The organism is Methylobacterium sp. J-068 (assembly GCF_022829445.1).
Lineage (GTDB): Bacteria > Pseudomonadota > Alphaproteobacteria > Rhizobiales > Beijerinckiaceae > Methylobacterium.
The window spans coordinates 142,957-169,212 of sequence record NZ_JAKSXY010000109.1; the positions used below are offsets into that span (position 1 = coordinate 142,957).

The following is a 26,256-nucleotide window of genomic DNA, read 5'->3' on the forward strand; positions in this document are numbered from 1 at the left end:
AACGTCATGGTTCGAGAAGCCCGGGCCGGCCGGCGGGCTCGATGGGGCGCTGGGCCTCGGGCCAGGGCGATCCGAGCGAAGCCTCTTCGAGATCGGAGCCTCTTCGAAATCAGAGCCTATTCAAGATTTCTGCCCCCTGACAGCGCGGCCTGATAGGCGGGCGCCAGCCGGAGGCCGAGGGGCACGCTCAGGCGCGGGGGCGGCCGGCGCACGCATTCCTCGAGATAGGACATCGTGTCGAAGATCACCGCCTCGGTGAAGGGCTTGGCGATCACCCCGGCGGCGCCCTCGAAATCCTGGGCGATGTGCTGGGCGTTGGCGGTGACGAAGACCAGGACCGTCGCGGGCTCGTCGCGCAGCGTCCGGACGATGTCGATGCCCGAGGAGCCACCGCGCAGCTGGAGGTCCACGAAGACGAGGTCGGGCCGCGTCTCGCGGGCCACGCGGATCGCCTCGTCGGAGGTCGCCGCCGTCCCGACCACCTGGTGCCCCGCATCCTCCACGAGGAATTCGAGCTGCATGAGGATGAGCGCTTCGTCTTCCGCGATCAGGACCCGGAGAGGCTGGCTCACGTGCTGTCCTTCGCACCCGCCGCTTCGCGCGGCGATGATTCGCGCGGAAGACGGATATCGATCGAGGTTCCCGGATGTCCCGGCTGCCAAGCGATACTGGCATTCAGCTGTCGCGCCAAGCTCTCGATCAGGCGCTTGCCGAAGGACCGGGAGCCGACGACCTCCTGGGGCATGCCGACGCCGTCATCGACGATCCGGATGCCGAAATAGCGCCCGTCCGGCTGCACGGTGATCGAGAGGCGACCGGAGCGGTTGTCGGGAAAGGCGTGCTTGAGCGAATTGGTGATGAGCTCGTTCATCATCAGCGCCACGGGCGGCGCCTTCTCGACCGGCACCTCCACGGGCTCCAGGTCGAAATGCAGCGCGATGCCGGTGCGGCCGGAGCCGCGCACGAGGTCGGTGGCGAGTTCGCGGGCGAACTCGGCGACGTCGAAGCGCTCCACGTCGTGCGACTGGTAGAGCCGCTTGTGGACCGTGCCCAGGGCCTCGACCCGCGTCAGCATCGACTTCATCGCGTCGCGCGCGCTCGGGTCGGAGATGCTCCGGGTCTGCATAGTGAGCAGCGAGGCCACCATCTGGAGGTTGTTCTTCACACGGTGGTCGACCTCGTGGACGAGCATCGTCTTGGCCGCCAGGGCCTCGGACAATTCGCGCGTCCGCTTGGCGACCTCGCGCTCGAAATGTTCCTTCTCGTTCTGCGTCCGCAGCTGGGCGTCGACCCGGTCGCTCACGTCGAGCTGCGAGGCGAAGAAGTAATGCAGGTCACCCGCCCGGGTGATGACGGGGCTCATGTAGAGCGCGTTCCAGAACGGGCTGCCGTCCCTGCGGTAATTGAGGATGTCGACGGCGATGTCGCGCCGGGCCCGCACCGCTTCGCGGATCTGCTGGATCGCGTTCGGGTCGGTGTCCGGCCCCTGCAGGAAGCGGCAGTTCCGGCCCATGATCTCGTCGCGCGCGTAGCCCGTGAGACGCAGGAAGGCGTCGTTCACGAAGACGATCGGATTGTCGTCCCGGCGCGGGTCCGTGACGATCATGGGCATGCGCGTGGCGCGGATCGCGGCGGCGAAGGGGTCGCCCTTGCCGTCCTCGACCATCAGGTCGCCCGTCAGGTGCCACGCATCGTCCTGTTCCATCGTCTCCGCCTCTCCTCACGCCGCGCCAGAACGCGGCCTCTCACGCCCGCGCCGACATCCTCACGGTCCACCCGCGGATCCTGCCGATGGGCCGGGCCCGGCACGAAAGTGGGGGCTTGGGCGCCGCGCGCGGGCCGCGCGACGGGGATACCGGGATGTCGGATGATGTCCGCGACGGCCAACCGTCGCCGCACGGTCTCCAACCGCCTTCCACCAGCTAAGTTCATTCTACGTCGAAATCGGTCTCATCGACCGCACCCGCCCTCACGGTTTCGCGAGGCGGGATCGGCGGCCCGCCTTTGCGGCCCGAATGCCACAGACGGGCGCCATCGCGACGCGGCGCCGGAACGCACGAACGGCCAAGCTCGTTTCCGTGCTAGGATCCCGTCGGGGTCGGGCCTCATAGATCGTGGCATTGGACATGTCGAACATGCGTCGTCTCGGATGGTCGCGGGGCCTCGTCGCCCTGCTCCTCGCCGGCCAGCTCGCCGCCTGTGGCTCGACGCCACGTATTCCCTACAGCGCGAGCGAGGCCGCCGCCGCCGTGCCGGTGGGGCTGGACCCGACCGTCCGTGCCTACGCGGACGCCTCGGAGCAGACCTTCACCGAGATGTCGGCGCGGCCCGAGAACAAGCGGGTGCCCTTCGCCTACCTCGCCCTCTCGGGCGGCGGCGGCGACGGAGCCTACGGCGCCGGCATCCTCAACGGCTGGACGGAATCCGGCAAGCGCCCGGAATTCTCCCTGGTCTCCGGCGTGTCGACGGGGGCGCTCATCGCGCCCTTCGCCTTCGTCGGGCCGGAATACGACGCCTACCTGAAGGACATCTACACCAGCGGCGTCGCCTCGACCCTGGTGCAGTCCCCGAGCTTCGCCAACGTGCTGTTCGGCTCGGGGCTGTTCGGAGACGGGCGCCTGCGCAACCTCGTGCGCCGCTACGTCACGCCCGATCTGCTGGCGGCGATCGCGGCCCAGCACGCCAAGGGCCGCCGCCTCCTCGTGGTGACCACCAACCTCGACACCCAGCGCGCCGTGATCTGGAACATGGGCGCCATCGCCACCAGCGGCGGCCCGGCCGCCCTCGACCTGTTCACCGACGTGCTCACGGCGTCCGCCAGCATCCCGGCGGTGTTCCCGCCCCAGCTGATCGACGTGCAGGCGGCGCAGCGGACCTTCCAGGAGATGCACGTGGACGGCTCGGTGGTGACGCCGGTCTTCACCCTGCCCCAGTCGTTCCTGCTGCGCGACGGCCGCTTCAAGGCGGGCGCCAAATCCGACATCTACGTCATCATCAACGGGCGCCTGGAGCCGGAATTCGACCTCGCCCAGAACAACACGCTCTCCATCGTCGAGCGCGCGTTCACCACGGCGAGCCGCGCCCGCAGCCGCGCCACCCTGGCCTCGACCTACGCCTTCACCCGCAACAACGGCATCGGCTTCAACCTCGCCTACATCGACGAATCCGCGCCCAACACGACGGCCGCGCGGGGCTTCGACACCGGCTACATGCGCAGCCTCTACGAGGCGGGCTACGCCGCCGGCCGCACCGGCACGTTCTGGCGCAAGAGCGTTCCGGTGGCGCCGCTGGTCCGAGCCTCCGTCGCCGTCGCGCAGTGATGGGACAGCCCCTCGCCGACTGAGTGAGGCGCGTGGCGCGAGGGGGCCGGTTGCGTGCCGCCCCCTCGCGCGGCATGGTGCGGTGCGGTAAGGCTGCCCCGCGTGTCCGGGTCCGTTCCGGTGCCTCATCCCGGCGAGCCCTCCCATGATCCAGATCGAAGACCTCACCTTCAGCGCCTGGGGCCGGCGATTCTTCGACCGCGCCAGCGTCGCGGTGCCGCCCGGCTCCAAGGTCGGACTGGTGGGCCGCAACGGCGTCGGCAAGTCGACCCTGTTCAAGATCATCCTCGGCGAATTGCAGCCCGACGGCGGCGCCATCCTGCTGCCGAAGACCGCCCGCGTCGCCTCCGTCGACCAGGAGCACCCGGCGACGCCGGTGAGCCTCATCGACACGATCCTGGCCGCCGACGTCGAGCGCGAGGCCCTGAACGCGGAACTCGAGACCGCCGAACCCGAGCGGATGGGCGAGATCTACGGCCGCCTCATCGAGATCGACGCCGACCGCGCGCCCGCGCGGGCCGGCGAGATCCTGGCGGGTCTCGGCTTCTCGGTGGAGGATCTGACACGGCCGATGGCGGAATTCTCGGGCGGCTGGCGCATGCGCGTGGCGCTCGCCGCCGCGCTCTTCGCCGAGCCGGACCTGCTGCTCCTCGACGAGCCGACCAACTACCTCGACCTCGAGGGCGCCCTCTGGCTGGAGGCGCGGCTGAAGCGCTACCCGCACTCGGCCCTGATCATCAGCCACGACCGCGAACTCCTGAACAACTCCGTGGACGCGATCCTGCACGTGGCCGGGGGCAAGCTCGAACTCTACACGGGCGGCTACGACGACTTCGAGAAGCGCCGGGCCGAGAAGGCGCGGCTGCAAGCCTCGACCAAGCAGAAGCAGGAGGCCGAGCGCGCCCATCTCCAGAGCTTCATCGACCGGTTCAAGGCCAAGGCCTCGAAGGCCGCGCAGGCGCAGTCGCGCGTCAAGCGCCTCGCCAAGCTGGAGCCGATCGCCACCACGATCGAGGAGCACGTGGCCCCGTTCCACCTGCCCTCGCCCAAGCGCCCCCTGGCGCCGCCCCTGATGCACCTCACCGACGCCACCATCGCCTACGGCGACGACGCGCCGGTGCTGCGCGACCTCAACCTCACTCTCGACGTCGACGACCGCATCGGGCTGCTCGGCGTCAACGGCGCCGGCAAGTCGACCTTCGCCAAGATGGCGGCGGGCGCGCTCGCGGTGCGGGACGGGCGCATGGTGCGCGAGGGGCGGGTGCAGGTCGGCTGGTTCCACCAGCACCAGATCGAGGCGCTCGATCCGACGGACACGCCGCTGGCCATCATCCGGCGGGAGCGCCCCGACGACAGCGAATCCGCGCGGCGGGCCAAGCTCGCGAGCTTCGGGCTGGCCTTCGACAAGCAGGAAACCACGGTGGACGCGCTCTCGGGCGGCGAGCGGGCGCGCCTGCTCCTCAACCTCGTGGCGATGCAGGCGCCGCACCTGCTCATCCTGGACGAGCCGACCAACCACCTCGACATCGACAGCCGGCGGGCGCTCCTCGACGCGCTCAACGATTACGGCGGCGCGGTCATCCTCATCACCCACGACCGTTCGCTGATGGAACTCGTGGCGGACCGGCTCTGGCTGGCGGCCGACAACACCGTGAAGCCCTTCCCCGGCGACATGGACGATTACGCGAAATTCGTGCTCGACCGGACTCGTGCCGGCCAGCGCGCCCCCGGGCAGGGACGCGAGAAGAAACCCAAGCGCCGGGCGGCCTGAACCGCCCGGATCGCCGAGCCTTATCCGCGAAGGCTCTTACTTGCGAAGAATCTTGGTCACGAGGCGTCCGAGCGGGGTGCCCGACTCGTAGTTGCGGTCGTCGCGAACCACGGGACGGTCCTCGTTGCCGAGGAGCTTGGTGACGATGCGTCCGATCAGGCTCATGGTGTGACCCTCATGTTCAGTGGGGCGCCGGATGAGAAATGGCGCAGCTTGCCCTTCAACCCGCAGGGGGCCGCGCGCGTTCCCTGGGCGCGGCCGTATCAGGCCTGTCATGAAACCGTGATTTAAGCCCGCCGGTCTCTTCGACAGGATGGGTCTCAGGATGGACAGCGCACAGCGGGCGGCGGAGGTCGAGGCGATCCGCCGGGAAGTCGCCGACGATTTCGACGAGGAACTCGAACTCGAGATGGAGGACGAGCGCCTGGAGCGCCTGGCCGACGAACTCGGCCAGCCCGCCCGCCCGCCGGGCCTCGACCGCAAGGTCTATTTCCGTGAGCTGTTCCGCCTGCAGCACGAGCTTGTCCGGCTTCAGGACTGGGTGCAGGCCCAGAAGCTGCGTGTCGTCGTGATCTTCGAGGGCCGCGATTCCGCCGGCAAGGGCGGCGTGATCAAGCGCATCACCCAGCGGCTCAACCCGCGCGTCTGCCGCGTCGCGGCGCTGCCGGCCCCGAGCGAGCGCGAGCGCACGCAATGGTACTTCCAGCGCTACGTCACGCACCTGCCGGCGGCCGGCGAAATCGTGCTGTTCGACCGCTCCTGGTACAACCGCGCCGGCGTCGAGCGCGTGATGGGCTTCTGCTCGGCCGACGAGGTCGAGGAGTTCTTCCGCTCGGTGCCCGAATTCGAGCGCATGCTGATCCGATCCGGGATCATCGTGCTGAAATACTGGTTCTCGATCACCGACGAGGAGCAGGAATTCCGCTTCAACATGCGCATCCACGATCCGCTGAAGCAGTGGAAGCTCTCGCCGATGGACGTGCAGTCCCGCCGCCGCTGGGAGGATTACACCAAGGCCAAGGAGGACATGCTGGCCCGCACCCACATCCCGGAGGCGCCGTGGTGGGTGGTCGAGGCGGTGGACAAGAAGCGCGCCCGCCTCAACTGCATCAGCCACCTGCTGGCGCAGATCCCCTACGGCGACGTCGAGCATCCGCCCGTCCACCTGCCGGAGCGCGAGCGCCACGACGACTACACCCGCCATCCGGTGCCGGCCGAGATGTTCGTGCCGCAGGTGTTCTGAGCGGCAAGTGTTCTGAGCCGGGGGTGTTCCGGGCGGTCCCCGCTTGCCCGGAGCGGCTCCGATGGGCGAGAGGGGCGGACACGTCGCGCCCCACGCCCGGACCCCGCCATGACGCTCTCCGACGAAACCCGCACCGACCCGATTCTCTACGCGGCGGAGGGCGGCATCGCCCGCCTTACCCTCAACCGGCCGCAGGCGCGCAACGCGCTCACCTTCGCGATGTACCAGGGCCTGATCGACCATTGCGCGCGGATCGCGGCCGACCCGGGCATCAAGGCGCTGATCATCACCGGCGCGGGAACCCGGGCCTTCGCGGCGGGCACCGACATCGCGGAGTTCCGGCGCCTCGAAACCGCGCAAGACGCGATCGACTACGAACGCTTCATGGACCGGGTGATGGGCGCGCTGGAACGCCTGCCCGTGCCGACCATCGCGGCGATCGCGGGCGCCTGCACGGGCGGGGGCGCGGCCATCGCCACCGCCTGCGACCTGCGCCTCGCCACCCGCGACGCGAGGCTCGGCTTCCCCATCGCCCGGACGCTCGGCAACTGCCTTTCCCTGGCCAACCTGCGCCGGCTCTCGGCCCTGATCGGCCCGGGGCGCGTCAAGGACATGATCTTCACCGCCCGCCTCGTCGGCGCCGAGGAGGCCCTGGCCATCGGCCTCGTCGGCGAGGTGGTGCCCGACGCCGAGGCGCTGGCGGCCCGCGCCACGGCCCTCGCGACCCTGATGGCCGGCCACGCGCCGCTCACCCTGCGGGCCACCAAGGAGGGACTGCGCCGCCTCCAAGACGCGGACGACGCGGGCGACGCGCGTCCCGGCGACGACCTCATCCGCCTCTGCTACACCAGCGCGGATTTCCGCGAGGGCATGGAGGCGTTTCTCGCCAAGCGCCCGCCGAACTGGACCGGGCGGTAGGAACCGTCGGCCCGATGCCCGAGACCGTCCCCGCTTTGATCAAGCGGCGACGGTCTCGGACGATGGCCCAGGCCCACCGAAACGCTCGCACGGATTGGGACCTCCGCGGGGGTCTCGATCGAAGCGGCGACAGACCTCGAAGGGTCGGCTGGATGTCTGGTCCCGGCATCTGGTGGAGCGGGTTCGACCGGAAGCGATCGGGCGCAACACGCATAGACCTCGATGCGTTAGGCTCATCGAGGTCCGGTCTCACTTGCACTCTTCGCGGGCGCGCTTCATCGCCTCGCCGAAGCCGGCGAGGGCGTAATCGTCCTGGGTCGGGTTGCCGCGCATCGAGGTGGTCTTGACCAGGAGCTTGGGCGTGCGGGCCATCTCGGCGACCACGCGGGCCTCCTCGGCCGGGTTCTGGAGCCAGGCGTTGTTGTCCTTGGTGACGAGGCCATAGCGGGTGGCGCCGAGGTTGAGCGTCGGGTCGGTGGGGGCCGGGCCCGCATTGGCCTTGGGAGAATTGCCGGCCGATTGGCTGCTCGCGGGCTTGGCCGGGAAGCCCAGCATCACCGCCACCTCGTTGGCGACGTTCTCGGCCTTGCGCACGGTCACGAAGAGGTAGGCCGTGTCGCGCTTCAACGTCTTGGGGGAACGGACCTGCGGCTGCGCGATGGCGTAGCACACCCGTGTCTTGCCCTGGCCGTTGGCGAAGACGTTCCAGTCGCCGAAGATCGCCACGGGGGTCGCCTGCTGCATGCCCGGCGCGGTCACGGCCGCCTTCTTCTCACGGCCGCGCCGACGCTTCTTGCCGGGCGCCTCGGCCTCCGCGGGCGCGGCCTCCTGCGCCAGGGCGGGCGCGACGCCGAGGAGATGGGCGAGGGGGTGGGGCAGCGGGAGGACGGGAAGCGCACCGGCCAGGACACCCGCCAGGACGATCGTGGCGGCTCCGAGCCGGAATCCGCGCGGCAGAACAGGAAGCATGGAAGACCCTTACACGACGTCGCCGGGCCGGAAGACCCGGTCGAGCGTCCGGAATTGCGGCGCCCGCCCGCGCCGGTTTCGAGGCGGGTGGCGAGGCCGGTCCTAGACGGCGTGGGCCTCGGACGGGAACGCGCCCGGAACTGGTATGGCGGCCAGGGCCGCCGAGAGCGCCGCCCCGAGCCCCGTGGACGCCTCCGCCTGGGCCGCCTGCGGTTCCGGCGCCACGGGCGCCAAGTCAGGTGCAAGATCCCGAACCCGCGGCAGCGCGCGCGGCTTCGGGTCGTTGTAGGGGGTGTTGTAGCATTTGCGCACGGAGGCCCAGAACGCGTCCCGATCGGTGTCGGTCAGGCGGCTCAGGGTCCCGTCGATCCGCGCGATGGCTTCGGCCGCGAGGGCGGGGACGTCGTCCGGCGCAATCCAGCTGTCGGCAGGCATGGGAAGATCTCCGAAGGGCTCGGGTCGGGTCCTACACAGCATCACATAGCTGAGCCGTGAACGCACCTGCCCCGGGCCGCGTTCTTCAGTTCAGGCGTTTGCGAGGGCGGCGAGCCAGCGCGCGGCCTGCTGCCGCACGTTGTCGGGAGCGGTGCCGCCGTAGCTGGTGCGGCTCGACACCGAGTTCTCGACGCCGAGCACGGCGTAGACCGCATCCGTGATCCGGGGCTCCGCCGCCTGCATCTCGGCGAGCGAGAGCTCCTCGAGACCGACGTTGCGGCCGGAGGCCGCGCCGACGAGGCGGCCGGTGACGTGATGGGCCTCGCGGAACGGCAGGCCGAGTTCGCGCACCAGCCAATCGGCCAGATCCGTGGCGGTGGCGTAGCCGGAGCCGGCCGCGCGGGCGAGCACTTCGGCGTTGGGCTCCAGGTCGCGCACCATGCCGGTCATCGCGGCGAGGCAGAGGGAGAGGGCCTGGAGCGCGTCGAAGGTGCCCTCCTTGTCCTCCTGCATGTCCTTCGAATAGGCGAGCGGCAGGCCCTTCATCACGATGAGCAGGCCCGTGAGCGCGCCGATGACGCGGCCAGACTTGGCCCGCACCAGCTCGGCCGCATCCGGGTTGCGCTTCTGCGGCATGATCGACGAGCCGGTGGTGTAGCCGTCCGACAGCCTGACGAAGTTGAACTGGGCCGAGGTCCAGACCACCAGTTCCTCGGCGAAGCGCGAGAGGTGGACGGCGCAGATCGAGGCGGCGGCGAGGGATTCCAGGGCGAAGTCGCGGTCGGCCACCGAATCGAGGGAGTTCGCGGTCGGCCGATCGAAGTCCAGCGCCGCGGCGGTGGCGTGCCGGTCGATCGGGAACGAGGTGCCGGCGAGCGCCGCGGCCCCCAGGGGGCACTCGTTGAGGCGGGCGCGGGCATCGCGGAACCGGCCGCGGTCGCGCCCCAGCATCTCCACGTAGGCGAGGCAATGGTGCCCGAAGGTCACGGGCTGGGCCGATTGCAGGTGGGTGAAGCCCGGCATCACCGTCGCGGCGTGGGCGAGCGCCTTCTCGGCCAGGGCCCGCTGGAGGTCGGCGGCCTGGGCGTCGAGGCTGTCGAGGGTATCGCGCACCCAGAGCTTCATGTCGGTGGCGACCTGGTCGTTGCGCGAGCGCGCGGTGTGCAGCCGCCCGGCCGCCGGGCCGACGATCTCGGTCAGCCGGCTCTCGACGGACATGTGGATGTCCTCGAGTTCGCGCTTGAAGACGAAGCCGCCGGCCTCGATTTCGTCGCGCACGGCCTTGAGACCGTCTTGAATCGCGGCCACATCGGCGGAGGGCAGGATTCCCGCCTGCCCCAGCATCGCCACATGCGCCAGCGAGCCGCGGATGTCCTGGGGCGCGAGGCGCTTGTCGAACCCGATGGAGGCGTTGATTTCCTCCATGATCTCGGCGGGGCCGCTCGCGAAGCGCCCGCCCCACATCCGGTTGCTCATGTTCTCAAACGTCCTTCCAGCCGCCCTGCCCGCCCGGACGCAACGATGATGCCCGGCCGCAGATCGGCGCTGATCGCCGGGGCCGCCCTCGTCGCCGCGCTCGCGGGGCTTGCCGTATACGGGACGGGCTCGACCGGCGGCAACTCCACCGGCCCCTGCGCCGGGTCGGCCGGGACCGCGGCACGGATCGCGCCCCTGGCGCGCGGGCAGGTCGCGGCCCTCGAGGTCGCGCCGGTGCCGGTGCCCGCCCCCGCCCTCGCCTTTCGGGGACCGGACGGGGCCGAGGCGCGCCTCGACGGCGTGAAGGGCCTGCGCCTCGTGAACCTGTGGGCGACCTGGTGCGCGCCCTGCAAGGCGGAGATGCCGGCCCTCGACCGCCTCCAGGGGAAACTCGGCGGAGCGGATTTCTCCGTGATGGCGATCAACGTCGACACTCGCAACCTCGACGCGCCCGCCGCCTGGCTGAAGCAGAACGGCATCGCCCGGCTCGCCTATTACGCCGATCCGGGCGGGCGCGTGCTGCCGGCGGTCCAAAAGGCCACCGGCTCCCTCGGCCTGCCCACCACCCTCCTCGTCGACGGGCAGGGCTGCACGCTGGGCGTGATGAAGGGCCCGGCCGAATGGGACAGCGCCGACGGGGTCCGGCTGATCGCGGCGGCCCTCGGACGGGATTGAACGGGACGACTTCCTTCGAGGCACCGATCCGGACGCATCGCTCGCAGGGGTTGCTCGATGCGCAGCGCCAGGCTGCATCACGAAACATCCACGCCGAGATGTCAGTGGCCGGATCGTGAATTTTCCTGCCTCTTCCGCAATAGATCGGATACCTCTCTACGTTGATGCGAAGGCATCGATGCTTGGCCGGCAAGTGATCCGCATGGCAAGCGGTTGGTAGACGAGTTTGGATAAATCTTAATCTTCGCGGGACATCGTCGGTTTCTGTTCCCAGAAACCGGTTCCCCGCATCATGTCCCTCGGCACGTTGTCCATTCGGACGAAGCTGTTCCTGAGCTTCGGGCTCGTCTTCCTGCTCGTGGCGGGGATCGGCGGATCGGCGCTGATGCAGCTTCGCGCGGTGAACGCGGTGGCCCGCGAGATGCGCGACGAGCGGCTGCCGAACGTGCAGCTCCTGGGCAAGCTCCAGGTCCTCGTCCTGCGTCAGCGCGTGAATGGCGGCCGCCTCATCACGGCCGACACGCCGGCGGCGCGCGGCGACGTCTCCGCCACCCTCGCCAAGCGCGAGGCCGAGATGCAGGCGGTCCAGGCGGCCTACGCGAAACTTCCCGCCGATCCGGATTCCCGAGCCCTCTACGCGACCTTCGAGGCCGAATGGACGGCCTACCGGACGTTGCAGGCGGGCATTGTCGCGCAGGCGCAGGCGGGGGACCTCGCCAGCGCGCAGCGCACCTACAACACCGAGATGTCGACCCGCATCAACGCCGTTCTCGGCGCGCTGCAGAAGCTCGTCGAGCGCGAGGAGCTTAGCGCCAGCGCCAGCGGCGCGCAGGCTCAGGCCACCTACGACACCGCCCTTCTCACCACAATGATCCTGGTCGGCATCGCGCTGCTGATCGCGGCCGGGGCCGCCGTGGGCCTCAGCCTCGGCGTCAGCCGCCCCCTGCGCCGCATGACCGACGCGATGGGCTGGCTGGCGGACGGCGATACGGGGATCACCGTACCGGGCGTGGGACGCGGCGACGAGATCGGCGCGATGGCGGGCGCCGTCCAGGTGTTCAAGGACAACATCGTCCGCACCCGTGCCCTGGAGGCCGAGACCGAGGCGGCGCGTGCCGGCGCCGAGGCTCTCCGCCGGGAGACGATGCAGGGCCTCGCCGACCGGTTCGAGGTCGCGGTGGGCGGCATCGTCGCGCAGGTCGGGACGGCGGCGGCGCAGTTGCAGGATACCGCCCGCAGCATGTCGGCCAATGCCAGCGAGACGGCGCAACGATCCGTGTCCGTGGCCGCCGCCGCCGATCAGGCCTCGGCGAACGTCACCACCGTGGCCGCCGCCGCCGAGGAACTCGGTTCCTCCGTCGACGAGATCGGCCGCCAGGTCCAGGGTTCGGCCAGCCTCTCGCGCGAGGCCGTGACCGAGGCCGGGCAGACAGCGGCCTTCGTGCGCGACCTCAGCGAGGCCGCCCAGAGGATCGGCGACGTGGTGGCGATGATTTCGACCATCGCGGGCCAGACCAACCTGCTGGCGCTCAACGCCACCATCGAGGCGGCGCGGGCCGGCGAGGCGGGACGCGGCTTCGCGGTGGTCGCGGCGGAGGTCAAGGAACTCGCGAACCAGACGGCGCGGGCCACCGAGGAGATCACCGGTCAGATCGGCCGCATCCAGGCCTCCACGGGCCAAGCGGTGGATGCCATCGGCGGCATCACCGGCCGCATCCGCGAGATCAGCGACGTCGCCGCGTCGATCGCGGCGGCCGTCGAGGAGCAGGGCGCGGCGACCCAGGAGATCGTGCGCAACGTGGCCCAGGCCTCGATCGGCACCGGCGAGGTCACTCGGAACGTCTCGGGCGTCGCCGGGGCCGCCGAGCAGACGGGTGCCGCCGCCGCCCAGGTGCTGGCCTCGGCCTCCGCGCTCTCGCACCAGTCCGAGCACCTCGGCGGCCAGGTCGCGCACTTCCTCGCCACCATCCGGGCCGCCTGAACCTCACGCGGTCGAATGCGGGAACCATCCCGTGCGGACGGAGGCGGACCGGGGCTCCTGGACGCTGATCCGCGGCGCGGGCGAGGCGGCGTCGGATACCGCTCTCGGTCCTTGTCGCCCCCCTCTCGCGCCGAACCGGTGCTCGCTTCGGCGCGAGAGGATTCAGGCCGGTCGCGTCACGCCTTGCCCACGGCGAGCAGCGCGAAGGCCTGGATCAGACCGACCTCCTCCAGGCGGTCGAAGCGGCCGGCCGCGCCCCCGTGTCCGGCCTCCATGTTGATCCGCAGGAGAATCGGGCCGCCGCCCGTCATGGTGGCGCGCAGGCGGGCCACCCATTTGGCCGGCTCCCAGTAGGTCACGCGCGGGTCGGTGAGGCCGCCGAGCGCCAGGATCGCCGGATAGGCCTGGGGCCGCACGTTGTCGTAGGGCGAGTAGGCCAGGATGGTCTCGAAGGCCGCCAGGCTCTCGCGCGGGTTGCCCCATTCGGGCCATTCCGGCGGGGTCAGGGGCAGGTCGCCGTCGAGCATGGTGTTCATCACGTCGACGAAGGGCACGTCGGCGACGATGGCGGCGAACAGCTCCGGCGCGAGGTTGGCCACCGCCCCCATCAGCATGCCGCCGGCCGAGCCGCCATGCGCCACGATGCGCCCCTGCGCGGTGTAGCGCGCCTCGATCAGCGCGCGCGCGCAGGCGACGAAATCCGTGAAGGTGTTGGGCTTTTTCTCGCGCTTGCCGTCGAGGTACCAGCGCCAGCCCTTCTCGGTGCCACCCCGCACGTGGGCGATGGCGTAGACGAAGCCGCGATCGACCAGCGAGAGCAGGTTGGTGCGGAAGGCCGCCGGCATCAGCGTGCCGTAGGAGCCGTAGCCGTAGAGCAGCAGCGGAGCCGTCCCGTCGAGGGGGCAGTCGCGCCGGTGCAGCAGGGAGATCGGCACGGTCTCGCCGTCCGGCGCCGTGGCGAACAGGCGCCGGGTGACGTAGTCCTCGGGCTTGTGCCCGCTCGGCACGGTCTGGCGCTTGCGCAGCTGCCGCGCCCGGGTGACGCAATCGTAGTCGTAGGTCTCGGCCGGCGTGGTCATGGACGAGTAGGTGAAGCGGATCACCGTCGTCTCGAATTCGTGGCCGGGCTGGAGGCTGAGCGAATAGGCCTCCTCGGCGAAGGCCACCACGTGCTCGCTGCCCTGGGTGTCGCGCACGACGATGCGGGGGCGGGCATTCTCGATCTCCAGCCGGACGAGGTGGTCCGCGATGACGTGCTGGTGGCGGATCATCACGCCGGGGCGATGGGCGATGACGTCGGTCCAGTTCTCGCGGCCGGGCGCCTCCACCCGCGCGGTGACGATCTTGAAATCCTCGGCGCCGTCGGCGTTGGTGAGGATGAACAGGTGGTTCGCCCAGTTCTCCACGGAATAGATCAGCAGGGGCTGGCGCGGCTGCACCACCGTGAGGTCGGCCTCGGGCAGACGCCGGTCGAGGAGATGCACCTCGGAGGTCTCGTGGTCGGAGGCCGTGATCGCGAGGTAGTCGCCCGACTGGGTCTCCTCGATATGCACGAAGAATCCGGAATCCGCCTCCTCGTACACGAGGGTGTCGGCCTCCTGCCCGGTGCCGAGGCGATGGCGCATGACGCGGGCGGGGCGGTGGTTGTCGTCGACGGCGACGTAGAAGAAGGCGCCCCCGTCGGCGGTCCAGACCACCTCGCCGGTGGTGGCCTCGATGCGGTCCTCGCCGTCGCGGCCGCTCTCGAGATCGCGCACCCGGATGGTGTGGAGTTCGGAGCCCTTGGCGTCGGCGCTCCAGGCGAGGAGCCGGTGGTCGTCGGAATGCACCGCCGCCGCGATCTCGAAGAAGGCGAGGCCCTTCCCCTCGTGGTCGCCGTCCACGAGGACGACCTCACCCTCTTCGGGACCGCCATCGGCGGCGGTCTCGGCGCCCTGGCCGGGAATCACCACGACCGTGCGCGGGCGCCGGCAGACCAGGGGGTGCTGCCCGCCCTCGCGGTGGCGGGTGTAGTAGGCGAAGGGGCCGTCCGGCTCCGGAACGCTGCTGTCGTCCTCGCGGATGCGCGCGCGCATCTCGGCGACCAGGGCTTTCCGCAAGGTCGCGGTCTCGGCCAGCGCCGCCTCTGAATAGGCGTTCTCCGCCTCCAGGCAGGCCCGGATATCCGCCGGCAGCGCGGCCGGGTCCTTCAACACAGCGCGCCAGTTCTCGGCCTTCAACCAAGAATAGTCGTCCGCCAGCACGTGCCCGTGAACGGTTTCGGTGTGCGGCCGCACGTCGGCCACGGGTGCCGCCGAGGAAACTGTGATGGCAGTCTGGAGACGTGTCATTGGGTATAATCCTGGAACTGTCGTGAAAGAATCATCGGATCTTCGGGCGTATCCTGCCGAAATTCCATTGTGTGCAAGATTTTCCGGCTCGGACGTCGACCCGATCGGCGTTTTTTAAGACCCGTCTTCTTACGCGCTCGAATTTCAGCCTGGGCCAGTCCAATCGAACCCTGATCTGTTCCCGTCATGTGCCGCTTGCCTCGCCCGCAGGCAAGCGTTCCGGAAGCGGAGAGCGCGGGCGCCGAGGATGCCGGATGCGGCAATCCGCCCTCTGGTCCTATCCAACTGGACTGCAATGCGGGCCGCGAATGCCATCGAGAACCCGACCGCTGGAAATATTGTTCTTTCCTGTTGTTCAAGTTTACCGGAGATGCTGGATACCGTCTTGCGACATCATCAGGAATATCCTATCCAGATATGGTGGCGGGCGAAGTCGCTGCGTACCGTACTGCGCATGTGAGTGATGGGGTAAGGCGGCCGTTTCCATTCCGGCACCGGGCACCGACCGATATGGAAACGCTCGGGTGCTTGGATGCCCAGGCTTGCGTCGCGTTAAGGAGAGCTCTTCCGATTATGAACGACATCGAACATTCCGCGGACTATGTCGAGCTGACCGTCGACATCGTGTCCGCTTACGTGAGCAACAACCCGGTTCCCCCCGGCGAGCTGGCCCAGCTGATCACCCGCATCCACAGCGCGCTGACCCAGGTCGCGAGCGGTCAGGTCGAGACGAAGGTCAGCACCGCCCCGCTGCAGCCCGCGATCGCGGTGAAGAAGTCCATCACGGCCGACCACATCGTCTGCCTCGAGGACGGCCGCACCTTCAAGTCGCTCAAGCGCCACCTGCGGGCGAAGTATGACATGAGCCCGGAGCAGTACCGCGCCAAGTGGGGCCTGCCGCCCGATTACCCGATGGTCGCCCCGAACTACGCCAAGGCCCGCTCCGATCTCGCGAAGGCCATCGGCCTGGGCCAGACCCGCAACGGGAACTACGACGAAGCCGCCTGATCGGACACGCCGCGCGCGGCTTCGGGTGCCCCCTTCGCGGGCTCACTCGAAGCCGGCGCCCCGTGGAAAAACCCGTCAAGCCTTGATCTAGGATATTTTTCCCTTACCATCGGTGTGCGGCACCCGGTGCCGCTGTCGTGTGTAATGGAACATATCATGAACATCGTTCGGCATCCCGCATCGACGATCGTGGACCTGGGACGGCGCGACACCGCGTCCCGCCGAAAGCCGCCGGCCCGGCCGACATCTCCATCCGAGCTTCCCCGACCCAAATCCCTCGGGCGTGACGCGGCCCGTCTGCTCCGCGCCCTCTCCGGCGAGGGGGCCTACGCGCTCGCCGATCCGACCGGCCCCGAGGGCTGGATCCTGCGCGAGGGCGGTGTGGGCGTCTCGCTCGGCGGTGGTCGGTTCAGCCAGGATGCGGGCGCGGAGCTTCTGGCCACCGACCTCGCCGAACAGGCCGATGGACGCCGGGCGCGCCTGACGATCAGCCCGGCGGGGCGGGCACGCCTGCGCCGCGAGCAGGCCGGCACGCAGAGCCCCTACCTCGCCCAGCACCTCGACCTCGTCGGAGACGCGCCCGAGCCGGATCGCCCGTTGCGCGATGCCTCCGAAAGCCCCTTGGCCTGGATGGCCCGGCGCCGCGGCCGCGACGGCGTTCCGCTCATCGATGCCGCCTGCTTCGAGGCGGGCGAGCGCCTGCGCCGCGATCTCACGGTCGCCTCGCTGATGCCCCGGATGGGCCAGGACTGGAGCGGCGTCTCGGTGGACGGATCGGGCCCGCGCGACCCGAGCGCGGGCTCCGACGCGATGCTGGCGGCGCGCCAACGGGTGCGCGCGGCGCTGGGCGCCGTCGGCAACGACCTCTCGGGCCTGCTGATCGACCTGTGCGGCTTCCTCAAGGGCCTGGAGCGGATCGAGGCGGAGCGGCGCTGGCCGGCGCGCTCGGCCAAGGTCGTGGCCCGGATCGCGCTGGCGCGCCTCGCCGAGCATTACGGCCTGGAGCGCGAGGCGGTCGGGCCGGAGCGCGGCCGCCTGCGGCTGTGGCGCGAGGGAGCCTGAACCGGACCGGAATCCCCGAGCCCGAAGCGGGGCTGGCCGCCCGTCAGGCCGCGAGGCGGATCGCATCCCGGTGGATGCGCTCCGCCATCGCCCGCACGCCGTTGGAACGCTTCGACGTGAGATGCGCGCCGAGGCCGATCTGCTTGAACACCTGGAAGACATCGACCTTCGCGATGTCCTGCGGCGTCTTCCCGTCGTGGAGAGCCATCACCAGGGCGATCAACCCTTTCGTGATCACCGAGTCGCTGGTCCCGCGCAGGTGCAACCGGGGCGGCGCCTCGGAGCGGTCGACATGCGAGTCCACCCAGACCTGGCTCTCGCAGCCATGGACGCGGTTCTCCTCGGTGAGCAGCTCCGCCGGGAATTCCGGCAGGGCGCGGCCGAGTTCGATCAGGTACTCGTAGCGATCCGGCCCCTCGTCGAGGATGCCGAAATTGTCGATGATCGTCTCGATGGGAGGCAGCATGATGGACGGGCGGGGCTCGTTCGCGTCGGGATCTCTCCCCCGCATATAGGCCATCGACAGGACAATACGATCCTGGGTGATCCCGCCTCGCCGATATCCGGCCCGCCTCTCGATCCGCGAAGGTATCCGGTTCGGCGCGAGGCTCAGGTCGAATCGGCGACGTCGCGCTCCCGGGGCGCCTGGGACCGGGCCTCCGCGAGAAGAAGGTCGACGAGGGCGGGAAAGCGCCGGCGCAGGTCCGCGACCCGAAGCCGGTTGGTGCGGCTGTTGCCCTGATCGACCTGATGGATGAGCCCGGCCTCGCGCAGGACACGAAAATGATGCGTGCGCGTGGCCTTGCCGACGGGCAGTTCGAAGGAACTGCAGTGACGCACCCCATCGGGGTCCGCCGCCAGCGTCAGGACGACCCGGCGGCGCAGCGGATCGGCCAGGGCCGCGAAGATCGCGCCCAGGTCCATCGCCTCGGGGGTCGGGTGATCGAGTTCGTCCGCCATCGCGAGATCCGTCAGGTATGCCTTGCATCGTACCTCGTCTCGTGCACGCAATGCGACACCATCTCAACGGAGGCAAACCCCGATGCTGACGAGACGCGTCGTCACCCTCACCGAATTCGGATCGCCGGACGTGTTGTCGCTGGTGACCGAGGCACTTCCGGAACCGCGGCCGGACGAGGTCCGGCTGCGCCAGACGGCCATCGGCTTCAACTTCATCGACACCTACCAGCGCAAGGGCATCTATCCGCTGCCCCTGCCGACCGGCCTCGGTTTCGAGGCGGCGGGCGTGGTCGACGCGCTCGGTTCGGGTGTCACCGGCCTTCGGGTCGGGGACCGGGCCGCCTACATGAACGCGGGCGTCGGCGCCTATGCGGATCTTCGGAACGTTCCCGCCGACAAGCTCGTCGCGCTGCCGGACACGGTCAGCGACGCGGCGGCGGCGACCCTGCTCTTCAAGGGCATGACGGCCCAGTACCTGCTCCGCAAGACGCACGCGGTGCGGCCCGGCGACCTGCTGCTCGTGCATTCGGCCGCCGGCGGAGTCGGGCAGATCCTGACCCGTTGGGCGACCGCGCTCGGCGCGGTCGTGATCGGCACCACGGGCACGCCGCAGAAGCGCGAAGCGGCGCTCGCGGCCGGCTGCGCGGCGGTCGTCGACCTCAACGACCCCGACTGGCCCGAGGCCTTCCTGGCGGCGACCGGCGGCCGCAAGGCGCGTGTCGTCTACGATGCGGTGGGCAAGGACACCCTGGTCCGGTCGCTCGATTGCGCGGCGCCCTTCGGTCTGGTGGTCTGCTACGGCGCGGCCTCCGGCAAGGCGCCCGCGATCGACCCCGAACTCCTCAACAAGAAGGGGTGCCTCTTCCTGACCCGCCCCTCCGTCTTTCCCCACAACGCCGACCCGGCGACCTTCCGCGCCAATGCGGCCGACCTGTTCGAGGCCATCGCTCTCGGCCATGTGAGGGTCGATATCGGCGGGCGATTCCCACTCGACGCGATCGTAGAGGCGCACATGGCCGCCGAGGCGCGCCGATTCGGCGGTGCGTTGCTCATCACGCCGTAGGCGGCTCGCATCCCGAACCGGGATGCGACCGGTCGCGAAACCAATCAGGCCGAGGGCCGGACCAGGACCTCGGGGAGCTGCAGTTCCAAGGGCTCGGCCAGCGTGCCGACGCCCCGGACCGCGATCTCGGCCTGGGAGGCGTAGGCCGCGATCAGGCGGGGCCCGAGATTGGGCACCTCGAGCCGGCCCGGCGCGGTGCCGTCCCCGGCGCCCGAGACGATGCTGAGGCGCACCGGCCCGCCGGCCTCGGCGTCGATCCGGATGTCGATGGCGCAGGCCACGGTCTCGGCGGTGGTGTCGAGGCATTCGGACACCACCTCGGCCACGATCATGCCGAGGGCGTTGGCGGTGCGCGGTTCGACGAGGCTGGTGCCGGTGCCGCCGACGGCGACGCCGATGCGCCCGGCCCGGCGCAACTGACCGAGGCCGGAGGCGAGCCGGTGCAGATAATCCCGCAGGTCGATGGAGGCGATGTGCGGCGCCTCGTGCAGGTGCTGCTGCACCAGCGCGATGGCGCGTACCCGCTGGCCCAGGGCCTCGAAGCTGCCCCGGCAGGGCGCCGGCGCGGCGCGGCCGTAGAGGCCGATCAGGCTGACCATGACCTGAAGGTTGTTGCGGACCCGGTGATAGACCTCGGCGAGCAGAGCCTCCTTCTCCACCAGGGCACGCTCGGAATGCTCCTCGGCGTGCTTGCGGTCGGTGATATCGAAGCAGGTGCCGATGAAGCCGGCGAAGCCGCCGTTTTCGCGGAGAGGCTTGGCCGTGTCGAGGAGCCAGCGGTAGGCGCCGTCGTGCCGGCGCAGGCGGAACTCCGCCGTGAACGGTTCCTGCGCGGCGAAGGCCTTGGCCACGATGGCGGCGTGCCGCTCGAGATCGTCCGGATGGAGGCCGCGGCGCCAGCCGTGCCCGATCTCCTCGTCGGGGGAACGGCCCGTGAAGGCGAGCCAGGATTCGTTGTGATGGACGGCCGCCCCCTGCCGGTCGGCGCGCCACATCATCAGGGGCACGAAATCCGCGAAACGCCGGAACTCGCCGTACCCCATTCCACTCACCGATGCCGCCTCGGTCGACGGTGTGTCCGCGGCCATGTTACTCCGATCCACCGGTTCCAAGCATCGGCCCACCCATGGCCAGCGCCGGTCAACGTGCCGGGGATGGCCCCGTTCCGATCCCGCGCCGTGAAGGCGGTGCATAGCTCCGCCCGGCTCCGGGACCGGGGCGGAGCGTCGCGCTCAGAGCATGCTGGGCAGGATGCGGTCCGGCGGGCGGTGCCCGTCCATGAAGGTCTTGATGTTGATGATGACCTTCTCGCCCATGTCGACGCGGCTCTCGTGGGTGGCCGAGCCCATATGCGGCAGGAGCACGACCTTGCCGGCGCGGGCCAGCTTGACGAGGCGCGGGCTCACGGCGGGCTCCTGCTCGAACACGTCGAGCCCCGCGCCCGAGATCTCGCCGGCCTCGATCAGGCGGGCGAGCGCGGTCTCGTCGATCACCTCGCCGCGCGCGGTGTTCACCACCACGGCCTCGGGCTTCAGGAGCTTGAGGCGGCGGGCGGAGAGCAGGTGGTAGGTCGCGGGCGTGTGCGGGCAGTTCACCGAGACGATGTCGACGCGCGCCAGCATCTGGTCGAGGGATTCCCAGTAGGTCGCGTCGAGATCGCGCTCGATCTGGCCAGGCACCCGGCGGCGGTTGTGGTAGTGGATCTGCAGGCCGAAGGCCTTGGCGCGGCGTGCCAGGGCCTGTCCGATCCGGCCCATGCCGACGATGCCGAGGCGCTTGCCGGTGATGCGGCGGCCGAGCATCCAGGTCGGCGACCAGCCTGTGGTCCAGGCATCCTCCGGGATGATGCGGGCGCCCTCGGTCACGCGCCGGGCCACCGCCAGGATCAGCGCCATGGTCATGTCGGCCGTGTCCTCGGTGAGGACGCCGGGGGTGTTGGTGACGGTGATGCCGCGCTCCAGGGCGGCGGCCACGTCGATGTGATCGACGCCGTTGCCGAAATTCGCGATCAGCCGGAGATTCGGTCCGGCCTGAGCGAGGAGGCCCGCATCGATCTCGTCGGTCACGGTCGGCACGAGGACGTCCGCCTCGCGCATGGCCGCCATCAGGGCGTCGGGCGCCATCGCGGCGTCGTCGGTGTTGAGCCGGATCTCGAAGAGTTCGCGCATCCGCGCCTCGACGACCTCGGGCAGACGCCGCGTGACGACCACGAGCGGCTTGCGCTTCAACGACGACATGCACCCTCCCTGCGGACTCTTGCCCTGCGAACTCTCGACCCTGCGGAGGCTCACCGCGAACGCGATCGGCCACACCCGTCATCGGACGCGGCCGGTTTCCGGCTCGAGGTCCGAGGGGATGGACGACGCCGCGAGCTTACCGCGCGTTAACCACGCACCGGTCAAGACATTCGAGACGACCGAACCGCGAGACATCCTGGCCGCCAGCCGGACGGCTGTGGCGATCCCGGAACCCTCTCGACCCTGTGGGCCTCTCTAGCAGAGAGACCACGGAACACAATGCACGCCGGAGCCCGTCGGCCCCATCGGCCGCGACCGCACCGGCCAGCGTCAAGGACACCGGACGATGCGCGCGCCTGCCCTCATCCTGACCGCCGCCCTCACCCTCACCTCCGGGTTCGCCGGGGCCGCCCCGGCGCCTGGCGCGGGGCCGGACGTCGCCCTGGGGCCGGTGACGAAGCTGCCGCTGCCACGCTACGCCAGCCTGAAGACCGACCGGGTGAACCTGCGCGAGGGGCCCTCGAAGGATCACCGCACCCTCTGGGTGTTCCAGCGCGCCGGATTGCCGATCGAGATCGTGGCGGAGTTCGAGACCTGGCGCCGCATCCGCGACTCGGAGGGCACCGAGGGCTGGGTGCTGCACTCCCTGCTCTCGGGGCGCCGCACCTCCGTCGTCACGGCGGCCAAGGGGACCGACAAGACCCCCGAGAAGGCGGCCGTGCCGCTCTACGCCAAGGCCGACGAGGGCTCGGGCGAGGAGGCGCGCCTCCAGGCTGGCGTGATCGGCAGCGTGAAGAGCTGCACCGGCACCTGGTGCCGGGTCGTCGTCGCCCTGCCGCAGAAGCGCGGCGACGTCGACGGCTACATCCGCCAGGACCGGCTCTGGGGCGTCTACCCGAACGAACGGGTCGAGTAGACCCGCGCGCGGCCCTTCGGCCTCGCCGGCGGAAGTCCCGCCGGGCGTGGCGTCAGGATTGCCGCATGAAGGTGTCCGGCGTGCCCGTGCCGTCGGTCACGAAGCGGATGTCGCGGGGTTCCCGCCGGGGCGTGTCGACCGAGAGGAACACCATCGGCTGCTCCAGGAGCTCGGGCACCGAGTGCACCACGCCGCGCTTGAAGAACACCAGCTTGCCGGGGCCGACCTCGACCGGCGCCTCGTCGCCGAACTTCATCAGGCAGCGGCCCGACAGGGCATAGAGGTACTCGTCGCAGGTGGCGTGGCTGTGCGGCGGGGTCGGATGGTAGACCCGGAAGACCCGGGCGCTCGCCGCCGGGTCGTCGGTGAAGCGGTGATCCGCCACCATGGTGTCGCAGGTCTCGGGCAGGCGCCCGGCCTGCTCCGCGACGTCGAAGACACCGTGTGCCGTGAGGCTTTCGTCGTTCATGGAAGTCTCCTGGATCCCGGTCCCGTTTCGCCGGCTCACAGCCTAGCGGAAAACGGCGCGCCGCGCCGCGCGGCCGCGCGGCATTTTTGAAACAGCCGATTTCTTTTTTCCCGGACGCGGATTAGCGAACCCGGTCGCTCGTCCTCGACTGTTCACATCCACGTTAGAATAAGTAAAAAACATATGCCTTGCATGCATATTATGAATCCTGCCAAGACATCGATCGGTTGCAGGCAGTATGCCTCTCTCGATCCTGCGAAACCGCTCGCGTATTCCCACGAATGGTCTTGGCTGTGTCCTGTTTTATGTTGCCTCTTTCCTCTCGTCGCGCCGGTGAAATCCTGCATTGCGGGCTGATTCTGACGCTGTTGTCCGGCGTTACCTGGACCGGCTTCAGCCTGACGGCCACCTGGGCGCAGGATGCCAACCACACGGTGACCCTCGACACCCTTTCGGTGGAAGGCATCGGCACCGGCCGGAACGCGGCCGGCAGCCAGCCCGGCGGCGCGGTCGGCCCGGTGCCCGGCTACGTGGCGACGCAGAGCCGCGTCGGCACCAAGACCGACACGCCGATCGTCGAGACCGCGCAATCGGTCTCGGTCATCGGACGCAAGCAGCTCCAGGACCAGAACGCACTGACCCTGAACCAGGCCCTGCGCTACACGCCGAGCGTCACCACCGAGCAGCGCGGCGGCGCCGGCGCCACCCGCCTCGACCAGTTCTACATCCGCGGCTTTTCGGCCCCGCTCTTCCTCGACGGCCTGCCCCTGCCCGGCAGCCGCGACGCCGGCCCCTCCATCGATCCCTTCCGGGTGGAGCGGATCGACATCATCAAGGGCCCGGCCTCGGTGCTCTACGGCCAGTCGGGCCCCGGCGGCATCGTGAATTTCGTCTCCAAGGTGCCGCGCTTCACCCAGCACGGCGAGATCTTCGCCCAGGGCGGCGGCTTCAACGAGGTGCGCGGCGGCTTCGACGTCGGCGGCCCGATCCCCGCCGAGGCCGGTCCGCTCGCCGACCAGTTCGCCTATCGCGTCGTCGGCCTCGGCTGGAAGGGCGACGGCCCGGCGGTGACGACCCAGGTCGAGCGCTTCTTCATCAATCCGAGCCTGACCTGGCGGCCCTCGAGCGACACCTCGCTCACCATCATCGGCAACTACCAGCGCGATCCCTTCTCGGGCTTCTACGGCGGCGTCCCGGCGGTGGGCTCGCTGTTCAAGCGCAACTTCGGCAACGGCTTCATCGGCCGCCTGCCGGTCGACTTCTACGACGGCGACCGCACCATCGAGCGCTCGGACCGGACCCAGGCCTCGATCAGCTACATCTTCGACCACCGGGTGAACGAGAACCTGCGCTTCCACTCCGCCGGCCGCTACCTGCGCACCGAGGGCGATTACCGCAGCGTCTACACGAACTTCGACGACACCCTGAACGGCCCCTTCACCAGCGGCCCGATCCTCAGCCGGTTCGTCGGCGGCACCAAGGTCGGCATCGACGCCTACACCATCGACAGCAACGCGGTGGCGACCTTCGACACCGGGATCTTCGCCCACACGGCCCTCGTCGGCGTCGACCACAGGACCTTCGAGACCCGGACCCTGTCGGGACCGTTCGTGCTGGCGCCGAGCCAGAACCTGCTGAACCCGAACTACGCGATGAACGTCGCCTTCCCGGCCTTCACGGCGGATGCGCGCATCACCTCCGAGCAGACCGGCGTCTACTTCCAGGATCAGATCAAGTTCGACCGCCTCGTCCTGACCCTCGGCGGCCGCTACGACGTCGCCCGCCAGTCCGGTCCGACCCGGACCATCGCCACGGGCGCCGTCGCCAACCAGAACGTCCCCTCCGACGCCTTCACGGGCCGGGCGAGCCTGCTCTACCTGTTCGACAGCGGCATCGCGCCATACGTCTCCTACAGCGAGGCCTTCGAGCCGATCGTCACCGGCCGGATCTTCGACACCACCTTCGGGACGGCCGGGCGCATTCCCGACCCGATCTCCAGCAACCAATACGAGGCCGGCATCAAGTACCAGCCGCCCGGCACCGACATCCTGCTCACGGCGGCCGCCTTCGACATCCGGCGCTCGAACGCGACGCAGACCGACCCGAACAACCGGGGCTTCGTGCTGCAGACGGGCGAAGTCGGCGTCCAGGGCATCGAGTTCGAGGCACGGGCGAACCTCGACGAGAACCTGACGCTGATCGGCGGCTTCTCGCTCCTCGACATCCGCAACACGGCGGACATCACGACCACCCGGAACGCGCTGACGGGCGCCACCGTGCCGCTCCTCGGCCGGCGCCCGGTGCAGGTGCCGGATTCCACGGCCTCGGCGTTCGCGACCTACCGCTTCACCGACGGTCCGCTCATCGGGTTCGAACTCGGCGGCGGCGTGCGCTACCTCGGGCCGTCCTGGGGCGATCCGGCCAACAGCTTCAAGGTGCCCGCGAGCGTGCTCCTCGACGCGGTTGCGTCCTACGACCTGAAGTACATCGACCCGACGCTCCAGGGCTTCACCATGCAGCTGAACGCCCAGAACCTCCTCGACGAGCAGTACGTCACCGGCTGCTTCACCTATTCGGGCTGCTATTACGGCCTGCCGCGCACCGTCTACGCCACCCTGCGCTACCGCTGGTAAGCGCCTCGAAGCCGCCGGGACGGCGGAACACCGACCTGTGGCATCGGGTCGGTGGATCGCACGGCCCGGCTCGACACCTGTCTCGCGGCGCACCGGCATCCCCCATGGCCGCCGCGCGCACCGGCCCTCGCGAGTCGGCCCCCTAGGAGGATGCATGGGACAGACGTTCCGTCAGGCGATGGCCTGGCTCCACACCTGGTCCGGCCTCATCGTCGGCTGGGTGCTGCTGGCCGTCTTCGTCACCGGCACGGCGAGCTACTACCGCGCCGACATCTCCCGCTGGATGCGGCCGGAACTCGAACGGGCCGCGCCGTTCTCGCCCGACGCGATGGCGCGTGCGGCCGAACTCGGCGTCGCGCACCTGAAAACCCACGCGGGCAGGGCGCGGACCTGGTTCATCGGCCTGCCGCAGCCGGACCACCCGGTCGTCGACCTGTTCTGGCGGACCCGGCCCGGCACCCCGCCGGGGCAGGCGCGTCTCGACCCCGCGACCGGTGAGCCGGCGGTGATCCGCGACACCCGGGGCGGCGACTTCCTCTATCGCTTCCACTTCGAGCTGCACATGCCCCCGCTCTGGGGCCGCTGGATCGTGGGCCTCTGCGCCATGATCATGCTGGTGGCGCTGATCTCGGGCGTGATCACGCATCGCCGCATCTTCGCGGACTTCTTCACCTTCCGGCGGGACAAGGCGGCCCAGCGCGGCTGGCTCGACGCCCACAACGTCACCGGCGTGCTCGCCCTGCCCTTCCACCTCATGATCACCTACACGGGCATCGTCACCCTCGCGCTG

24 protein-coding genes are annotated in these 26,256 nt (G+C 69.8%); 12 read left to right on the top strand and 12 right to left on the bottom strand.

The window, feature by feature from the left end; translation table 11 throughout:
- Nucleotides 1–116 precede the first annotated feature (116 nt).
- Both MKK54_RS19295 and MKK54_RS24560 read right to left on the bottom strand, forming a co-directional pair.
- Nucleotides 117–572 (bottom strand): response regulator, encoded by a 456-nt coding sequence (locus tag MKK54_RS19295; RefSeq protein ID WP_244013195.1) that lies wholly within the window; start codon nucleotides 570–572, stop codon nucleotides 117–119.
- Nucleotides 569–1,705, bottom strand: a complete 1,137-nt coding sequence (locus MKK54_RS24560; protein ID WP_279597448.1) for a histidine kinase dimerization/phosphoacceptor domain -containing protein — start codon at nucleotides 1,703–1,705, stop codon at nucleotides 569–571. Before MKK54_RS24560 ends, MKK54_RS19295 begins: the two co-directional genes overlap by 4 nt.
- Before the next feature lie 421 nt (nucleotides 1,706–2,126).
- On the opposite strand from MKK54_RS24560, the gene MKK54_RS19310 reads away from it, so the two are divergent.
- Entirely contained in the window at nucleotides 2,127–3,320 is a 1,194-nt protein-coding gene (locus MKK54_RS19310) for a patatin-like phospholipase family protein (RefSeq protein WP_244013197.1), read from the top strand.
- 145 nt (nucleotides 3,321–3,465) lie between these two features.
- Nucleotides 3,466–5,091 carry an ABC-F family ATP-binding cassette domain-containing protein gene (locus MKK54_RS19315; RefSeq protein ID WP_244013200.1) on the top strand — a complete coding sequence of 542 codons (1,626 nt, stop codon included), beginning with the start codon at nucleotides 3,466–3,468 and terminating at the stop codon, nucleotides 5,089–5,091.
- A gap of 36 nt (nucleotides 5,092–5,127) precedes the next feature.
- On the opposite strand, the gene MKK54_RS19320 is transcribed toward MKK54_RS19315, so the two are convergent.
- Nucleotides 5,128–5,256, bottom strand: coding sequence for a TFIIS helical bundle-like domain containing protein (locus tag MKK54_RS19320; protein WP_244013202.1), 129 nt, complete (start codon nucleotides 5,254–5,256; stop codon nucleotides 5,128–5,130).
- A 160-nt stretch (nucleotides 5,257–5,416) separates the two neighbouring features.
- Here MKK54_RS19320 and ppk2 point away from each other — a divergent pair, with 160 nt between their 5' ends.
- Nucleotides 5,417–6,334: a polyphosphate kinase 2 gene (gene ppk2 / locus MKK54_RS19325; protein ID WP_244013204.1), complete on the top strand. Its 918-nt coding sequence runs from the start codon at nucleotides 5,417–5,419 to the stop codon at nucleotides 6,332–6,334.
- Between the two features lie 108 nt (nucleotides 6,335–6,442).
- The gene (locus tag MKK54_RS19330) at nucleotides 6,443–7,252 is read left to right on the top strand and encodes an enoyl-CoA hydratase/isomerase family protein (protein WP_244013206.1); all 810 of its coding nucleotides are present in this window, start codon (nucleotides 6,443–6,445) and stop codon (nucleotides 7,250–7,252) included.
- 249 nt (nucleotides 7,253–7,501) lie between these two features.
- Here the strand turns inward: MKK54_RS19330 and MKK54_RS19335 are convergent, their stop codons facing one another.
- From MKK54_RS19335 to argH, 3 genes are all read right to left on the bottom strand, one after another.
- Nucleotides 7,502–8,221, bottom strand: a complete 720-nt coding sequence (locus tag MKK54_RS19335; RefSeq protein WP_244013208.1) for an invasion associated locus b family protein — start codon at nucleotides 8,219–8,221, stop codon at nucleotides 7,502–7,504.
- A gap of 102 nt (nucleotides 8,222–8,323) precedes the next feature.
- Nucleotides 8,324–8,656, bottom strand: a complete 333-nt coding sequence (locus MKK54_RS19340) for a hypothetical protein (protein WP_244013210.1) — start codon at nucleotides 8,654–8,656, stop codon at nucleotides 8,324–8,326.
- Between the two features lie 90 nt (nucleotides 8,657–8,746).
- The gene (gene argH / locus MKK54_RS19345) at nucleotides 8,747–10,132 is read right to left on the bottom strand and encodes an argininosuccinate lyase (RefSeq protein ID WP_244013212.1); all 1,386 of its coding nucleotides are present in this window, start codon (nucleotides 10,130–10,132) and stop codon (nucleotides 8,747–8,749) included.
- A gap of 48 nt (nucleotides 10,133–10,180) precedes the next feature.
- Between argH and tlpA the strand changes: the two genes are divergently transcribed.
- Both tlpA and MKK54_RS19355 read left to right on the top strand, forming a co-directional pair.
- A complete protein-coding gene (tlpA, locus tag MKK54_RS19350; protein WP_244013214.1) occupies nucleotides 10,181–10,807 on the top strand; it encodes a thiol:disulfide interchange protein TlpA in 627 nt (208 codons plus the stop codon).
- 292 nt (nucleotides 10,808–11,099) lie between these two features.
- Nucleotides 11,100–12,788 (top strand): methyl-accepting chemotaxis protein, encoded by a 1,689-nt coding sequence (locus tag MKK54_RS19355; RefSeq protein ID WP_244013216.1) that lies wholly within the window; start codon nucleotides 11,100–11,102, stop codon nucleotides 12,786–12,788.
- Between the two features lie 176 nt (nucleotides 12,789–12,964).
- On the opposite strand, the gene MKK54_RS19360 is transcribed toward MKK54_RS19355, so the two are convergent.
- On the bottom strand, nucleotides 12,965–15,118 hold the full coding sequence (locus tag MKK54_RS19360) for a S9 family peptidase (RefSeq protein WP_244013218.1): 2,154 nt from the start codon (nucleotides 15,116–15,118) through the stop codon (nucleotides 12,965–12,967).
- A gap of 573 nt (nucleotides 15,119–15,691) precedes the next feature.
- Here MKK54_RS19360 and MKK54_RS19365 point away from each other — a divergent pair.
- Nucleotides 15,692–16,126: a MucR family transcriptional regulator gene (locus MKK54_RS19365; RefSeq protein WP_244013220.1), complete on the top strand. Its 435-nt coding sequence runs from the start codon at nucleotides 15,692–15,694 to the stop codon at nucleotides 16,124–16,126.
- Between the two features lie 156 nt (nucleotides 16,127–16,282).
- Nucleotides 16,283–17,188, top strand: a complete 906-nt coding sequence (locus tag MKK54_RS19370; RefSeq protein ID WP_244013223.1) for a DUF6456 domain-containing protein — start codon at nucleotides 16,283–16,285, stop codon at nucleotides 17,186–17,188.
- A gap of 43 nt (nucleotides 17,189–17,231) precedes the next feature.
- Here the strand turns inward: MKK54_RS19370 and MKK54_RS19375 are convergent, their stop codons facing one another.
- Both MKK54_RS19375 and MKK54_RS19380 read right to left on the bottom strand, forming a co-directional pair.
- Entirely contained in the window at nucleotides 17,232–17,654 is a 423-nt protein-coding gene (locus MKK54_RS19375; protein ID WP_244013225.1) for a SufE family protein, read from the bottom strand.
- A 143-nt stretch (nucleotides 17,655–17,797) separates the two neighbouring features.
- On the bottom strand, nucleotides 17,798–18,148 hold the full coding sequence (locus MKK54_RS19380; protein WP_244013227.1) for an ArsR/SmtB family transcription factor: 351 nt from the start codon (nucleotides 18,146–18,148) through the stop codon (nucleotides 17,798–17,800).
- Between the two features lie 82 nt (nucleotides 18,149–18,230).
- Between MKK54_RS19380 and MKK54_RS19385 the strand changes: the two genes are divergently transcribed.
- Nucleotides 18,231–19,211: a quinone oxidoreductase family protein gene (locus MKK54_RS19385; protein WP_244013229.1), complete on the top strand. Its 981-nt coding sequence runs from the start codon at nucleotides 18,231–18,233 to the stop codon at nucleotides 19,209–19,211.
- A gap of 44 nt (nucleotides 19,212–19,255) precedes the next feature.
- On the opposite strand, the gene MKK54_RS19390 is transcribed toward MKK54_RS19385, so the two are convergent.
- The gene (locus tag MKK54_RS19390) at nucleotides 19,256–20,299 is read right to left on the bottom strand and encodes a sensor histidine kinase (RefSeq protein ID WP_244013231.1); all 1,044 of its coding nucleotides are present in this window, start codon (nucleotides 20,297–20,299) and stop codon (nucleotides 19,256–19,258) included.
- Nucleotides 20,300–20,443: 144 nt separating this feature from the next.
- Nucleotides 20,444–21,448, bottom strand: coding sequence for a 2-hydroxyacid dehydrogenase (locus MKK54_RS19395; RefSeq protein ID WP_244013233.1), 1,005 nt, complete (start codon nucleotides 21,446–21,448; stop codon nucleotides 20,444–20,446).
- Between the two features lie 346 nt (nucleotides 21,449–21,794).
- Here MKK54_RS19395 and MKK54_RS19400 point away from each other — a divergent pair, with 346 nt between their 5' ends.
- Nucleotides 21,795–22,364, top strand: a complete 570-nt coding sequence (locus MKK54_RS19400) for an SH3 domain-containing protein (RefSeq protein WP_244013235.1) — start codon at nucleotides 21,795–21,797, stop codon at nucleotides 22,362–22,364.
- Between the two features lie 52 nt (nucleotides 22,365–22,416).
- On the opposite strand, the gene MKK54_RS19405 is transcribed toward MKK54_RS19400, so the two are convergent.
- Nucleotides 22,417–22,833 (bottom strand): cupin domain-containing protein, encoded by a 417-nt coding sequence (locus tag MKK54_RS19405; protein ID WP_244013237.1) that lies wholly within the window; start codon nucleotides 22,831–22,833, stop codon nucleotides 22,417–22,419.
- 305 nt (nucleotides 22,834–23,138) lie between these two features.
- Here MKK54_RS19405 and MKK54_RS19410 point away from each other — a divergent pair, with 305 nt between their 5' ends.
- Together MKK54_RS19410 and MKK54_RS19415 are read left to right on the top strand one after the other, a co-directional pair.
- Entirely contained in the window at nucleotides 23,139–25,466 is a 2,328-nt protein-coding gene (locus tag MKK54_RS19410; protein ID WP_409564211.1) for a TonB-dependent siderophore receptor, read from the top strand.
- 154 nt (nucleotides 25,467–25,620) lie between these two features.
- Nucleotides 25,621–26,256, top strand: a 636-nt coding sequence (locus tag MKK54_RS19415) for a PepSY-associated TM helix domain-containing protein (protein WP_244013239.1), incomplete at its 3' end; no start/stop codon positions are given.

Bases quoted from the DNA above. Each gene is read 5' to 3' on its own strand.
- MKK54_RS19400 (WP_244013235.1), top strand. From the start codon at position 21,795: ATGCGCGCGCCTGCCCTCATCCTGACCGCCGCCCTCACCCTCACCTCC.
- argH (WP_244013212.1), bottom strand. From the start codon at position 10,132: ATGAGCAACCGGATGTGGGGCGGGCGCTTCGCGAGCGGCCCCGCCGAG.
- MKK54_RS19410 (WP_409564211.1), top strand. From the start codon at position 23,139: ATGTTGCCTCTTTCCTCTCGTCGCGCCGGTGAAATCCTGCATTGCGGG.
- tlpA (WP_244013214.1), top strand. From the start codon at position 10,181: ATGCCCGGCCGCAGATCGGCGCTGATCGCCGGGGCCGCCCTCGTCGCC.
- MKK54_RS19340 (WP_244013210.1), bottom strand. From the start codon at position 8,656: ATGCCTGCCGACAGCTGGATTGCGCCGGACGACGTCCCCGCCCTCGCG.
- MKK54_RS19335 (WP_244013208.1), bottom strand. From the start codon at position 8,221: ATGCTTCCTGTTCTGCCGCGCGGATTCCGGCTCGGAGCCGCCACGATC.
- MKK54_RS19395 (WP_244013233.1), bottom strand. From the start codon at position 21,448: ATGTCGTCGTTGAAGCGCAAGCCGCTCGTGGTCGTCACGCGGCGTCTG.
- MKK54_RS19385 (WP_244013229.1), top strand. From the start codon at position 18,231: ATGCTGACGAGACGCGTCGTCACCCTCACCGAATTCGGATCGCCGGAC.
- MKK54_RS19375 (WP_244013225.1), bottom strand. From the start codon at position 17,654: ATGCTGCCTCCCATCGAGACGATCATCGACAATTTCGGCATCCTCGAC.
- MKK54_RS19370 (WP_244013223.1), top strand. From the start codon at position 16,283: ATGAACATCGTTCGGCATCCCGCATCGACGATCGTGGACCTGGGACGG.
- MKK54_RS19310 (WP_244013197.1), top strand. From the start codon at position 2,127: ATGTCGAACATGCGTCGTCTCGGATGGTCGCGGGGCCTCGTCGCCCTG.
- MKK54_RS19360 (WP_244013218.1), bottom strand. From the start codon at position 15,118: ATGACACGTCTCCAGACTGCCATCACAGTTTCCTCGGCGGCACCCGTG.
- MKK54_RS19355 (WP_244013216.1), top strand. From the start codon at position 11,100: ATGTCCCTCGGCACGTTGTCCATTCGGACGAAGCTGTTCCTGAGCTTC.
- MKK54_RS19365 (WP_244013220.1), top strand. From the start codon at position 15,692: ATGAACGACATCGAACATTCCGCGGACTATGTCGAGCTGACCGTCGAC.
- ppk2 (WP_244013204.1), top strand. From the start codon at position 5,417: ATGGACAGCGCACAGCGGGCGGCGGAGGTCGAGGCGATCCGCCGGGAA.
- MKK54_RS24560 (WP_279597448.1), bottom strand. From the start codon at position 1,705: ATGGAACAGGACGATGCGTGGCACCTGACGGGCGACCTGATGGTCGAG.
- MKK54_RS19330 (WP_244013206.1), top strand. From the start codon at position 6,443: ATGACGCTCTCCGACGAAACCCGCACCGACCCGATTCTCTACGCGGCG.
- MKK54_RS19315 (WP_244013200.1), top strand. From the start codon at position 3,466: ATGATCCAGATCGAAGACCTCACCTTCAGCGCCTGGGGCCGGCGATTC.
- MKK54_RS19320 (WP_244013202.1), bottom strand. From the start codon at position 5,256: ATGAGCCTGATCGGACGCATCGTCACCAAGCTCCTCGGCAACGAGGAC.
- MKK54_RS19390 (WP_244013231.1), bottom strand. From the start codon at position 20,299: ATGGCCGCGGACACACCGTCGACCGAGGCGGCATCGGTGAGTGGAATG.
- MKK54_RS19380 (WP_244013227.1), bottom strand. From the start codon at position 18,148: ATGGCGGACGAACTCGATCACCCGACCCCCGAGGCGATGGACCTGGGC.
- MKK54_RS19405 (WP_244013237.1), bottom strand. From the start codon at position 22,833: ATGAACGACGAAAGCCTCACGGCACACGGTGTCTTCGACGTCGCGGAG.